Annotated in this window: 10 protein-coding genes; all 10 read left to right on the top strand. The window is 72.0% G+C overall.

Annotation, left to right across the window (positions count from 1 at the left end):
• From M3666_RS07600 to M3666_RS17040, 10 genes are read left to right on the top strand one after another with little or no spacing between them, the layout of a single operon-like run.
• Positions 1–747, top strand: coding sequence for a hypothetical protein (locus tag M3666_RS07600; protein ID WP_251154930.1), 747 nt, complete (start codon positions 1–3; stop codon positions 745–747).
• Between the two features lie 49 nt (positions 748–796).
• Complete coding sequence (locus M3666_RS07605; RefSeq protein ID WP_066653741.1) at positions 797–2,566, top strand: penicillin-binding protein 2; 1,770 nt, start codon at positions 797–799, stop codon at positions 2,564–2,566.
• Positions 2,567–2,580: 14 nt separating this feature from the next.
• On the top strand, positions 2,581–4,206 hold the full coding sequence (locus tag M3666_RS07610; RefSeq protein WP_251154931.1) for a Mur ligase family protein: 1,626 nt from the start codon (positions 2,581–2,583) through the stop codon (positions 4,204–4,206).
• Entirely contained in the window at positions 4,203–5,699 is a 1,497-nt protein-coding gene (gene murF / locus M3666_RS07615) for a UDP-N-acetylmuramoyl-tripeptide--D-alanyl-D-alanine ligase (protein ID WP_251154932.1), read from the top strand. The genes M3666_RS07610 and murF overlap by 4 nt, the downstream gene beginning before the upstream one ends.
• Entirely contained in the window at positions 5,696–6,799 is a 1,104-nt protein-coding gene (mraY, locus tag M3666_RS07620; RefSeq protein WP_066653744.1) for a phospho-N-acetylmuramoyl-pentapeptide-transferase, read from the top strand. Before murF ends, mraY begins: the two co-directional genes overlap by 4 nt.
• Positions 6,789–8,318, top strand: a complete 1,530-nt coding sequence (gene murD / locus M3666_RS07625; protein WP_251154933.1) for a UDP-N-acetylmuramoyl-L-alanine--D-glutamate ligase — start codon at positions 6,789–6,791, stop codon at positions 8,316–8,318. Before mraY ends, murD begins: the two co-directional genes overlap by 11 nt.
• The gene (ftsW, locus tag M3666_RS07630; RefSeq protein ID WP_251154934.1) at positions 8,287–9,591 is read left to right on the top strand and encodes a putative lipid II flippase FtsW; all 1,305 of its coding nucleotides are present in this window, start codon (positions 8,287–8,289) and stop codon (positions 9,589–9,591) included. The genes murD and ftsW overlap by 32 nt, the downstream gene beginning before the upstream one ends.
• Positions 9,588–10,688, top strand: coding sequence for a UDP-N-acetylglucosamine--N-acetylmuramyl-(pentapeptide) pyrophosphoryl-undecaprenol N-acetylglucosamine transferase (locus M3666_RS07635; RefSeq protein ID WP_251154935.1), 1,101 nt, complete (start codon positions 9,588–9,590; stop codon positions 10,686–10,688). Before ftsW ends, M3666_RS07635 begins: the two co-directional genes overlap by 4 nt.
• Positions 10,685–12,112 (top strand): UDP-N-acetylmuramate--L-alanine ligase, encoded by a 1,428-nt coding sequence (gene murC / locus M3666_RS07640; protein WP_251154936.1) that lies wholly within the window; start codon positions 10,685–10,687, stop codon positions 12,110–12,112. Before M3666_RS07635 ends, murC begins: the two co-directional genes overlap by 4 nt.
• On the top strand, positions 12,109–13,491 hold the full coding sequence (locus tag M3666_RS17040) for an FtsQ-type POTRA domain-containing protein (RefSeq protein ID WP_251154937.1): 1,383 nt from the start codon (positions 12,109–12,111) through the stop codon (positions 13,489–13,491). Before murC ends, M3666_RS17040 begins: the two co-directional genes overlap by 4 nt.
• Positions 13,492–13,588: the final 97 nt, after the last annotated feature.

A 13,588-nucleotide genomic window follows, 5' to 3' on the forward strand; every position in this document is an offset into this window, starting at 1 on the left:
ATGAGCACGAACCTCGCACTCGTCGACCCCGTCGGCGCACCGACCCGTGCCCCGCACCCACCGCGCCGGGAGCGACCCGAGCTCGTCGAGGTCGCGCCGTCCAGGGCGCAGCGCCGAGCACGGCCGAAGATCGCCTACGCGGTGGTCGGCGTCGTGTCGCTCGGTGTGCTGCTCCTCGCGCAGCTCGGCATCAGCATGGTGCTGAGCCAGGGGGCGTACACGCTGGACTCGCTCGGCGCCGAGCAGACGGGGCTCTCCCGGACGCAGCAGTCGCTGTCCGAGGAGCTGCGGGTGCTCGACTCGCCGCAGAACCTGGCGCGCAACGCCAAGGCGCTGGGGATGATCGCGAACTCCACCCCGGTGTACCTCGACCCGAAGACCGGCCACGTGTACGGCACGCCGACCCCGGCGGCCCCCGACGAGGCGACCGCGAGCGGCGACAACCAGGTGCCGAACGCGCTCCTCGACCCGGTCCCGCTCGCCGCCGGCCCGGACGCGTCCGCCGGCGGGGCGAGCACGACCGACGGTGCCGCCGGCACCGGTGCGACCCCGGCCGACGGCACCACGAGCACGACCGGCGGCAGCACGGACACCAGCGCGGGCGGGACGTCGGCGACCGGTGCCCAGCAGGGTGCTGCGACGGCCGACACTGAGAAGAGCGCAGGCACCAGCGAGTCGGGACGGACCGGCTCGACCACCGACGTAGAGTCCGACGCGAACCCGCTCCAGGCACCCACCACCCGGTGACCTGCGGGCGGGATCAGACTGCCGCACCACCCGGGAAGGACCGCACCGCGTGACGAAGACGATCCGCAACCCTCGACTGCGCTACAGCGTGGTGATCATCGCCGTGATCGCCCTCGTCGCGGTCTTCGTGATCCGACTGGTCGACATCCAGGTGGTGCAGGCAGCGGCGCTGAACGAGGCGTCGAAGGCGAAGCGGAGCATCCCGGTCACCATCTACGGCAACCGCGGTGCGATCGTCGACCGCAACGGCACCGAACTCGCGGAGAGCGTCAACCGCTACAACATCGTCACCTCGCCACGACTCGTCGCGGGCTTCGACGGCAAGCTCGGCGGCGAGCGCACGAAGAAGGTCTCGGTGGACGACGCCCTGCAGGCGTTGGCGAAGGCGTCCGGCGGTGACGTGCAGGCGATGCAGAAGGCGATCGCGGCCGACCCGAAGTCGGACTTCGCCTACCTGGTCAAGGGGCTCGACGTGAAGCACTACGAGGCGGTCGTCGCCCTCGGCATCCCCTGGGTCTACAAGGAGCAGCAGTCCGCCCGCGTCTACCCGATGGGTGCCACCGGCGGTGCGCTGACCGGGTTCATGGGCACCGACGGCGCCCAGGCCGGCCTCGAGTACTCGTACGACCAGTGCCTCGCGGGCAAGAACGGTTCGGAGACGTACGAGCGCGGCGAGGACGGCGTGCAGCTCCCCGGGAGCACCCGGACCACGGAGCAGGCCAAGGACGGCGGCACGCTCGAGACCACCATCGACAGTGACCTGCAGTACATGGCGCAGCAGACGATCGCGTCGGCGGCGCAGTCGCTGCAGGCGGAGTCCGCGACCGCGACCGTCGTGGACGTCAAGACCGGTGAGCTCCTCGCCGTCGCCGACTGGCCCACCGTGGACCCGAACGACGTCGACGCGACCACGGACAAGGGTGCGTACGGCTCGCGTGCGCTGACCTCGACCTACGAGCCCGGTTCGACCATCAAGGCGGCGATCGCGGCCGCGCTCATCGACCAGGGCAAGTCGAGCCCGACCGACCGAGCGGTGGTGCCGTACTCGCGGTCCTTCCCGTGGGGCGGCAAGATCCAGGACTCCGAGCTCCACCCGACCGAGAACCTGACGCTGACCGGCATCCTGCAGAACTCCTCGAACGTCGGCATCACCGAGCTCGGCGAGCGGCTGTCGACCCAGCAGCGGTACGACTACATGAAGAAGTTCGGCCTGTTCGAGCCCGAGTCGGCGATCCAGTACCCCGGCCAGCCGGGCATGCAGTACGGCGCGAGCCCGGACTGGGACCAGCAGACGAACATCAACTCGATGTTCGGGCAGGGCATCTCGACGACCGCCGTCCAGGTCGCGAGCGTGTTCCAGACCCTCGCCAACCAGGGTGTCCGGATCCCGCTCCACATGGTGAAGGGCTGCAAGACCTCGGACGGCAAGATGATCGACGCGCCCGACGTGGAGGGCACGCGCGTCGTGTCCGCTGCGGCAGCCGACCAGACCGTCAAGATGCTGCAGAGCGTGGTCACGGGCGGCACGCTCGTCGGGATGAAGCCGATCTCCGGCTACAACATCGCGGCGAAGACCGGTACCGCCGAGGTCGCCGAGGGCGGGAAGGGCTACGGCGGCCAGCGCATCACCTCGGTGGCCGGAATGGCACCCGCCGAGGACCCCCAGTATGTTGTCACGGTGACGTTCACGAAGCCGCAGACCAACAAGTGGTCCAGCGGAGCGGCTCCGGCGTTCCGCACTCTCATGTCCCAGGTGCTCGAGAAGTACCGAGTAGCCCCCTCCACGGCCGAGGCGCAGCTGTACCCGTCCACGTGGTGAGGAAGAAGGAGCACTTGTCCGCACGGATCCCCCCGGTCCTCCGACCCGAACACCCGACCCCGAGGAGCGTCGCCGAACTCGCGAACGCGTTCGGCATGCGCGTGGTCGGCTCCGTCGACGCCGTCGAGACGACGGGCGTCACGCTGAGCGCTGCCGAGGTGCAGCCGGGTGACCTGTTCGTCGGCGTGCACGGCGCGAACCGACACGGCGCCCAGTTCGCGACCGAGGCCGCCGAACGCGGTGCCGTCGCGGTGCTGACCGACGCCGACGGCGTCGCACTCGCCGAGCCCTCCGGCCTGCCGGTGCTGGTGGTCGAGGACCCGCGCGCCGCGCTCGGCGACGTCTCGGCGTGGGTCTACCGCACCCACCCGGACGAGGCCACCGACCTGCCGCAGCTCTTCGCGACGACGGGCACGAACGGCAAGACCAGCACGTCGTACATCCTCGAGGGCATCCTCAAGCAGCTCGGCCTGGTCACCGGCCTCAGCTCGACCGCGGAGCGCCACATCGGCTCGCTCAGCGTGACGAGCCGCTTGACCACCCCCGAGGCGAGCGAGATGCACGCGCTCCTGGCCCGCATGCGCGAGTCAGAGGTCCGCGCCGTCGCCGTCGAGGTCAGCGCCCAGGCCCTGAGCCGCCACCGCGTCGACGGCATCGTGTTCGACGTCGCCGGGTTCACGAACCTGTCCCACGACCACCTCGACGACTACGCCGACATGGAGGAGTACTACCAGGCGAAGCTCCCGCTGTTCCAGCCCGAGCACGCCCGTCGCGGCGTCGTCTCGCTGGACACCGACTGGGGGCACCGCGTGGTGCAGGACTCCCGCATCCCCGTCACGACGATCACGGTGCACCCCGAGGTCGAGGCCGAGTGGCACGTCGACATCGTCGAGGCGCACGCCGCCTACACCGAGTTCCGCCTCACCGGGCCCGAGGGGCGCGAGCTCACGACCCGTGTGCCGCTCATCGGCTGGCACATGGCGGCCAACGCGGCGCTCGCGATCGTGATGCTCGTCGAGGGCGGGTTCGAGCTCGGCGCCATCGCGCACGCCCTCGGCTCGAACCACCGGCACTACGCGGACGAGACCGACGAGCAGCCGGTCAGCGCCATCGAGTGCTACCTGCCCGGTCGGACCGAGCGGGTGTCGGGGGACGCCGGCCCGAGCGTCTACGTCGACTTCGGCCACAGCGCCGACGCCTTCGAGAACACGCTGGCGGCCGTCCGGCAGTTCACGCCGGGCAAGGTCCTCATGCTCTTCGGCGCCGACGGCGACCGCGACACGACGAAGCGCGGCGACATGGCGCGCGTCGCCGCCGCGGGGAGCGACATCCTCGTCGTCACCGACCACCACCCGCGCTTCGAGGACGCCGCGTCCATCCGGAAGACCCTGGTCGACGCCGCGCGCGAGGCCTACCCGGACCACGAGACGTACGAGGTCAGCCCGCCGGAGGCGGCGATCCGCACGGCCGTGAGCCTGGTCGGCGACGGAGACTCGATCCTCTGGGCCGGCCCCGGCCACCAGGACTACCGCGACATCGCGGGCGTCCGGACGCCCTACTCGGCGCGTGACGAGGCCCGGCAGGCACTGCGCGAGGCCGGCTGGGAGCCGAACTCCGGCCCGGCGGAGGAGACCCGATGATCGCCCTGACCCTCGCCGAGATCGCCGCCGCGATCGGCGGCGAGCTCGTCAGCGGTGCCCCGGAGCAGGTCGTCGACGGCAGCGTCGAGACCGACTCGCGCCTCGTCGACACCGGCAGCGTGTTCTTCGCGCTGCTCGGGGAGGAGACCGACGGCCACCGCTTCGTGCCGAACGCGGTCGAGGCCGGTGCGGCCCTGGTCGTGACCGAGCGCGCCGTCGACCTGCCCGACGGCGCCGGCACCGCGCAGGTCGTCGTGTCCGACGGCTACGCCGCCCTCGCCGCCCTCGCGCACGAGGTCGTGGCGCGGGTCCGCGCCTCGAGCGCCCACCGCGTCGACGAGCAGGGACGGCCGGCGCCGCTGCGCGTCGTCGGGATCACCGGCTCGAACGGCAAGACGAGCACCAAGAACATGCTCCGCACGATCCTCGAGCAGCACGGTGCGACCGTGGCGCCGCAGGGATCGTTCAACAACCACGTCGGCGCCCCCGTCTCGATGCTCCGCATCACCCACGACACGCGGTTCCTCGTCGTGGAGATGGGTGCCAGCGGCCAGGGGCACATCGCCAAGCTCGTCGCGATCGCCGAGCCGGACGTCGGCGTCGTCCTGAAGGTCGGGCTCGCACACGCCGGCGAGTTCGGCGGGATCGAGGCGACCCAGCGCGCGAAGTCGGAGATGGTCACCGACCTGCCCGCCACCGCGACCGCACTGCTCAACGTGGACGACGACCGCGTCGCGTCCATGCGTGCCCTCACCGACGCGACCGTCGTCGGCTTCGGCACGTCCGCCGGCGCGGACTACCGCGTCTCCGGCATCGAGACGGACCGCAGCGGTACGCGCTTCACGCTCACCGCGCCTCCCGTCCCGGCCGAGGCCGCCGCGGACCGTCCTGGAGGCACGTCCCCGGTCCCGCAGACCGTCGACGTCCGCCTCGCCATCCTCGGCGAGCACCACGCGATGAACGCGTCGGCCGCCCTCACCGTCGCCCACCTGTGGGGCGTCCCGCTCGCCGCCGGCGCCGAGGCGCTCGCGTCGATGACGCGGGCCGAGCGCTGGCGCATGGAGCTCCTCCAGGGCGGACCGGAGGGCGTGACCGTCATCAACGACGCCTACAACGCGTCGCCGGACTCGACGGCCGCCGCACTCCGCACCCTGGCGCAGGTCGTGCGTCCGGGGGAGCGCTCCGTCGCCGTGCTCGGCGAGATGGCGGAGCTCGGGGAGTTCTCGACGGAGGAGCACGACCGCATCGGTCGGCTCGTCGTCCGTCTCGGCATCGGACAGCTCGTGGTCGTCGGACCCGGCGCCGCGCCGATCCACCAGGCCGCCACCCTCGAGGGATCGTGGGACGGCGAGTCCGTGTACATCGAGGACGTCGACGCAGCCGTCCACGCCCTGCAGGAGATGGTCCGCCCCGGCGACGTCGTCCTCGTCAAGTCCTCGAAGTCCGCCGAACTGCGATTCCTCGGCGACCGCCTCGGAGGTGTCACCGCATGATCGCGCTCCTCGTCGCCGGCGCCGTGGCGCTGGTGTTCACACTGCTGCTCACACCGCTCTTCATCAAGCTGTTCCACCGCCTCGGCTGGGGACAGTTCATCCGTGACGACGGCCCGCAGTCGCACCACACCAAGCGCGGCACCGCCACCATGGGCGGCATCGTCCTGATCATCGGCGCGGTGCTCGGCTACTTCGTCGGACACCTGGTGGGCCGCGACTCGGTCACGCTGTCCGGGCTGCTCGTGCTCTTCCTCATGGTCGGGCTCGGGTTCGTCGGGTTCATCGACGACTTCCTCAAGGTCCGTCGGCAGCGGAGCCTCGGGCTCGGCGGCTGGGCGAAGGTCCTGGGGCAGGTCATCGTCGGCGTCGTGTTCGCGACGATCGCCCTCGTGGTGCCGACCGGCAACGGCAAGCCCCCGGCATCGACGATGATCTCCGCGATCCGCGACGTCCCGTGGTTGGACTTCATGGTGCTCGGAACCGTCATCGGGACGATCCTGTACCTCGCGTGGATCGTGCTGCTGACGGTGTCCACGTCGAACGGCGTGAACGTCGCCGACGGGCTGGACGGCCTCGCCACCGGCTCGAGCATCCTGGCGATCGGGTCGTACGTCATCATCGGCTTCTGGCAGTCGAACCAGATCTGCGGCGGCGTCCGACTCGACGAGAGCACCGCGCACGCCTGCTACAGCACGTCCGACCCGCTCGACCTCGCGGTCGTCGCGGCCGCGGTCTGCGGTGGCCTGATCGGGTTCCTCTGGTACAACACCTCGCCGGCGCAGATCTTCCTCGGCGACACCGGATCGCTCGGCCTCGGCGGAGCGCTGGCCGGCCTGGCGATCCTCAGCCGCACCGAGCTGCTGCTGATCCTCATCGGTGGCCTGTTCTTCATCGTGACCGGCTCGGTCATCCTGCAGCGCGCCTACTTCAAGATCACGCACGGCAAGCGCATCTTCCGGATGAGCCCGCTGCACCACCACTTCGAGCTGAAGGGGTGGGCCGAGGTGACCGTCGTCGTCCGGTTCTGGATCATCGCGGGGCTCTGCGTCGCGGCCGGTGTCGGGCTCTTCTACCTGGAGTGGATCGCCCGTGTCGGCTGACGCCCGCCTCGAAGGACTCGACAGCTGGTACGCCGAGGGCTGGAAGGGGCTGCGGGTCGCCGTGCTCGGCCTCGGCTCGACCGGCTTCTCCGTCGCCGACACGCTCGTGGAGCTCGGCAGCGACGTGGTCGTCCTCGCGCCGGACGGACCCGCCGACACCGTGGAGCTGCTCGACGTGATCGGCGCCCGGTTCGAGCGCACGTCGCTCGACACCGCGCCGGCCGCCCTCGTGGCCCAGGCCCCGGACGTCGTCGTCGTGTCGCCCGGTCTGCCGCCACACAACGCCACGGTCCGCTGGGCGGTCGAGCACAGCACCGTGTGGGGTGACATCGAGCTCGCCTGGCGCGTGCGCGACAAGGTCGTCCGTGGCCCGATCGCCGCACCGTGGGTGACCATCACGGGGACGAACGGCAAGACCACGACGACGCAGCTGACGACCGCGATGTTCGCGGCCGCCGGGCTCCGCGCGGTCGCCTGCGGGAACATCGGCGTACCGGTGCTCGACGTCGTCCGTGACCCGGAGGGCTTCGACGTGCTGGTCGTCGAGCTCTCGAGCCACCAGCTGCACTACATGCCCACCTCGGGCGACGGTGCCGTCGTGCCGCTCGCGAGCACCTGCCTCAACATCGCGGACGACCACCTCGAGTGGCACGGGTCGGCGGAGGCGTACCGCGCGGCGAAGGCCAAGGTCTACGAGCGCACCGTGTCGGCCTGCGTCTACAACACCTCGGACGAGGCGACCCGTCGCATGGTCGAGGGCGCCGACGTGGTCGAGGGGTGCCGTGCCGTGGGCTTCACGCCCGGGGTCCCCGCGCCGGGCGACGTCGGGATCGTGGACGACGTGCTCTGCGACCGCGCCTTCACCGAGGACCGGCGCAACAGCGCGCTCGAGTTCGCCACCGTGGCGGACCTCGAGCAGGCCGGGCTCGCCAGTCCGCACATGACCATGAACGTCCTCGCCGCGGCCGCCCTCGCGCGTGCTGCCGCCGTCGAGCCCGCGCACATCCGCGCTGCCGTGCAGGGCTTCCGCGCCGACCACCACCGGACCGAGCACGTCGCGACGGCGGACGGCGTCGCCTGGGTCGACGACTCGAAGGCGACCAACCCGCACGCCGCCACGGCATCGCTGGCATCGTTCGAGACCGTCGTCTGGATCGTCGGCGGGCAGTTCAAGGGCGTCGACATCGACGGCCTCGTCGAGCGCTTCGGCCCCACGGCCCGAGCGGTCGTCGTCATCGGGACGGACCGCACACCGGTGCTCGAGGCATTCGCGCGACACGCGCCGACGGTCCCGGTCCTGCAGGTCGAGGCGACGGACACTGATCACGTCATGCCCGAGGCGGTCCGGCATGCCGCATCGGTCGCACGACCGGGCGACACGGTCCTCCTCGCCCCCGCGGCGGCGTCGTTCGACCAGTTCGGTTCGTACGCGGACCGGGGGCGCCGGTTCGCGGCGGCGGTCCACGAACACCTGGGAGGCACAGCCGATGGCGACCACGGATCTCCCGAGCGGCCGTAGCGGCGGCCGCACGACGGGCAGCACCGGACACACGGGAACCGCGTCCGCGGGCGGCGAGCACGCCGGTCCGCAGCGCCGTGCACGGGGCGCCGTCGTCGCGGTCAAGAACGTCTTCGTCGCCGAGTCGAGCACCTTCTACACGATCCTGGGCGTCACGCTCTTCCTCGTCGTGTTCGGCGTCGTGATGGTGCTGTCGTCGTCGAGCGTCGAGCAGTACGCCGCCACCCACGACTTCTTCGGCGCAGCGTCCAAGCAGGGGCTGTACGCCGTGCTCGGCGTCCCGCTCATGCTCGTCGCGAGCCGCGTCCCCGCGCGTCTCTGGCGGAAGTGGGCGATGCGGATCCTCGCCGCGGCGCTGGTCCTGCAGCTGCTCGTCTACACGCCGCTCGGTATCGAGATCCAGGGCAACCGGAACTGGATCAAGCTCGGCTCGTTCAGCGCCCAGCCGTCCGAGGCCGTCAAGCTCGGCATCGCCCTGGCCGTCGGCGCGATCATCTACGTGAAGCGTGACCGGCTGCGGGAGTGGAAGGAACTGTTCGTGCCGGTCGGCATCGCGACGGTGCTGCCGCTCGGGATGGTGCTGCTCGGCGGTGACCAGGGAACCGCGATGATCATGCTGGTCCTGCTGCTCGGTGCGCTCTTCATCGGGGGCGCGCGGGCGAAGCACCTGCTCGTCATCCTCGGGGTTGTCGCCGTCGTGCTGCCGTTCGTCACGATGGCGTCGGCCTCGCGGCAGTACCGCATCAACGCGTGGCTCTCCGGCTGCACCGACTCGAACCAGTACCAGGACCTCTGCTGGCAGCCCGTGCACGGCATGTGGGCCCTGGCGTCCGGTGGCGTGTTCGGCGTCGGCCTGGGCAACTCGAAGGCGAAGTGGTCGTGGCTGCCCGAGGCGGACAACGACTACATCTTCGCGATCATCGGCGAGGAACTCGGGCTCATCGGCGCCGTGGTCGTGCTGGCGCTGTTCATCGTCCTCGCGGTCAGCATGATCAAGGTCATCCGCCAGTCGGACGACCCGTTCGTCCGGACGGTCACGGGCGCGATCCTGGCCTGGATCATCGGGCAGGCGCTCGTCAACATCGCGGTGGTGCTCGGCCTGCTGCCGGTCCTCGGCGTGCCGCTGCCGCTCATCTCGGCCGGTGGATCGGCCCTCATCATGACCCTCGTGGCGATCGGCGTCGTGCTGTCCTTCGCCCGCGAACTGCCCGGCAAGGGCCGGACCGCGGCACCGCGCGCCGGCTCCGCACCACAGAACGGAGTGCTCCGGTGAGCACCTACCTCTTCGCCGGCGGTGGCACCGCCGGACACGTCAACCCGCTGCTCGCGGTCGCCGACCGGCTGACCGAACAGGACCCGGACGCCCGCGTGCTCGTCCTCGGCACCGCCGAGGGGCTCGAGTCGCGACTCGTGCCGATGCGCGGTTACGAGCTGTTGACGATCCCGCGCCTGCCCTTCCCGCGCCGGCTCGACGCCCGGGCGCTCCGGTTCCCCGGCGGCTTCCTCGGTGCGGTCCGACGCACCGAGCGCTACATCCGCGAGCACGACGTCGAGGTCGTCCTGGGCGTCGGCGGCTACGCGGCGGCGCCGGCGTACATCGCTGCGAAGCGGACCGGGACGCCGATCGTCGTGCACGAGCAGAACGCCAAGCCCGGGCTCGCGAACCGGCTCGCCGCCCTGCTGACCCGGCACGTGGGCCTGACGTTCTCGAACACCCACCTGCGCCACGGACGCGTGGTCGGGATGCCGCTCCGCAGGGAGGTCGAGACGCTCGACCGCCGTGCCGCGCGGGCCGAGGGCCTGGCCGAGTTCGGCCTCGACGCGGACCGCCCGGTGCTGCTCGTCACGGGCGGCTCGTCCGGTGCGCGGAGCATCAACACGACGGTGAACCGCTCGGCGACGGCGATCGTCGACGCCGGGTGGCAGGTCCTGCACGTCGTCGGCGGCAAGTCGGACATCGGACCGAGCGACCTCGACGGCTACCACGTCCTGCCGTACTGCGACCGCATGGACCTGGCCTACGCCGCGTCCGACTTCGTCGTGTCCCGCTCGGGTGCCGGCATGGTGTGCGAGCTGACGGCCGTCGGGTTGCCGAGCGTGCTCGTGCCGTACCCGGTCGGCAACGGCGAGCAGCGGCACAACGCGGCGGACGTCGTCGGCGCCGGGGGAGCGGTGCTCGTCGACGACGCGGCGTTCACGGACGAGTGGGTGACGTTCCAGCTGCTGCCGATCCTGCGTGACCGTGCGCGGATCGCCGACATGGCCGTCCGAGCCGGCAGCGTCGGACACCGCGACGGGGCGGACCGGATGACGGCCCTCGTACGCGAGGCCGCGCAGCGCACCAGCACCAGCACCACGGAGGAACGATGACCATCAAGCCGGACCTGACCCAGCCGATCCCGGACGACCTCGGCACGGTCCACTTCGTCGGCATCGGCGGCTCCGGGATGAGCGGCATCGCGCGGATGTTCCTGGCCGCCGGGCACCGGGTCACGGGCAGCGACTCCCGCGAGACCGCGACGACCGGCACGATGCGCGACCTCGGTGCCGAGGTGCACATCGGCCACGACGCCGCGAACCTCGCCGACGCCGACACCGTGGTGGTCACGAGCGCGCTGTGGCCGGACAACCCCGAGCTCCTCGAGGCGCAGCGTCGCGGGCTCCCGGTGCTGCACCGGTCCCAGGCCCTCGCCGCGCTGATCGCCGAGCACCGCCTCGTCGCGGTCGCGGGCGCGCACGGCAAGACCACCTCGACGGGCATGATCGTGACCGCGATGGTCGAGCTCGGCCTCGACCCGAGCTTCGTCAACGGCGGCGTCATCCAGTCGCTCGGCACGAGTTCGGCCCCCGGCGCCAGCGACCTGTTCGTCGTCGAGGCGGACGAGTCCGACGGGTCCTTCCTACTTTACGACGTCGCGGTCGCGCTCATCACGAACGTGGACGCCGACCACCTCGACCACTACGGCAGCGAGCAGGCCTTCATCGACGCCTTCGTCGAGTTCGCCGCGAAGGCGAGCGAGCGCATCGTCGTGTCGAGCGACGACGCGGGCGCGAAGCGCGTCACCGAGGGCGTGCGGGCACGCGAGCACGCGCCCGAGGTCGTCACGTTCGGCGAGGCCGCCGACGCCGACGTCCGCATCGAGCGCATCGTCGAGGCGGCGAGCGTCGAGGTCGACCTCCGCGCCGGCGGGGAACAGCACCACATGACGCTCCGGGTGCCCGGCCGCCACAACGCCGTCAACGCGGTGGGCGCCTTCGCGGTGCTCACTGGGCTGGGTGTCGCACCCGCCGACGCGATCCGGGGGATCGAGGCGTTCGGCGGCACCGAGCGTCGCTTCGAGCTGCACGGTGTCGAGCGCGGGGTCTCGGTGTACGACGACTACGCGCACCACCCGACGGAGGTCGCGGCCGCGCTCCGCGCAGCACGCAACGTCGTCGGCGACGGTCGGATCATCGCGATCCACCAGCCGCACCTGTACTCGCGCACGCGGCTCATGGCCGGCGACTTCGCCCGCGTCTACGAGGAGCTGGCCGACCACACGGTCGTGCTCGACGTCTACGGCGCCCGCGAGGACCCGGAGCCCGGCGTCACGGGTGCCCTCGTGCAGGAGCGCTTCGTGGACCAGTCCAGGGTCGAGTTCCTACCGGACTGGGACGACGCCGCTGCACGCGCGGCCGAGGTCGCCCGCGACGGCGACATCGTCATGACGCTCAGCTGCGGCGACGTCTACCGGATCATCCCGCAGGTGCTCGGCGCGCTGCGGCACGACGGCGACGGGGACCGCGCGCAGTGAAGCGTCCCGAGGGCTTCGACGGGCGTCCGGAGGAACCGGAGGCCCCGGCCGACGGTGCCCGCGCCCCGCGGCAGCGCCGTGGTCCCCTGACGTCGCGTCGACCGGCACGCGGCGCGGCGGCGGACGGCCGGGAGGCGCGCCCCGCCACCGCCCCGCCGCCCCCCGCCGACGAGCCGGTCGCCTCCACCGCCGCGCCGAGCCCCGACGAGCACCCCGCCACGCCGAGATCCTCGTCGAAGCCGACGTCTGCACAGGGGCAGCGCGAGCGCGCGGGCGCCCTCGCCGGCGCCGCCAGCCGCCGCCTCGGCGCCGGCTGGTCGACCGTGGCCGAGCGCCTGCGCGAGTACACCCCGGACGAGGAGCACTCGGGCAGGACGTCCGCCGGCGCCCGTGACGGCGGCGCCGCGTCGCGCCCCGGTGCGGACACCGCGCCCCGCGGTGCGGGCGCGACCACGGCCGACCCGACGACGGAGGAGCCGGCCCCGGACGACGCGACCGGTGCGGCCACCGTCACCGACGTGATCGACGCGCCCGGTGCTGCGCGCCCGGCGGCCGACGACGAGCACGGGTCCCCGATCGGTGCCGGCGTCCGCGCTGCCGAGACCGCGCGCGAGGCACGGGTGGCGAGACGTCGCCGTCGGCTGCTCGAGCGGGCCGAGGTCCGGCGTTTCACCCGGCGTGCACGACACCGCCGTGCTGCCTGGATCACCGCGGGCACCGTCGTGGTGGTCTTCGGCGCGTCGATCCTGGTCGCCGTCTACTCGCCGCTGATGGCCCTGCGCACGATCGAGGTCCGCGGCACCGAGCGCGTCGACGCGACCGCGCTCCGCCGGGCGCTCTCCGACCAGGTGGGCACCCCGCTGGCCCGCATCGACTTCGGCGAGGTCAAGCGCGACATCGCCGGCTTCCCGCTGATCGAGAGCTACGTCACCGAGGAGGTCCCGCCGCACACCCTCGTCGTGACCGTCACGGAGCGGACGCCCGTCGTCGCCGTCCGTTCGGGGGACTCGTTCGACCTGGTCGACCCGGCGGGCATCGTGGTGCAGTCGTCGCCGGACCGTCCGGAGGGTGTGCCGGTCGCCGACGTGCAGCGCGCCGAGCTCGGCTCGCCGGTGTTCCGGACGATGACCGAGGTCGTGCTGTCGCTGCCGTCGACAATCCGTCGGCAGGTCACGGACGTCCGGGCGACCACCGCCGACGACGTCACGCTCACGCTCGACGACGGGTCGACCGTGGTCTGGGGCAGCCCGGACGCCTCCGACGCGAAGGCGTCGCTGCTCGCGGCCCTCGTCGCGGACCACGCGTCGCGCGATCCCGACACCGAGGTCGAGTTCGACGTCTCGGCACCGGACAACGGCATCGTCAGACCGGCGCAGTGACGAGCGGCGGGTCCGACGACCACCGCCGAGCCGCTCGCGGCGGGAATCTCGGCGACGCGATCCGCGACACGCGGCGTGGCGGGGCGACAGCCCGCGG

Origin of the sequence: Curtobacterium sp. ODYSSEY 48 V2, assembly GCF_023712625.1 — a bacterium.
Lineage (GTDB): Bacteria > Actinomycetota > Actinomycetes > Actinomycetales > Microbacteriaceae > Curtobacterium.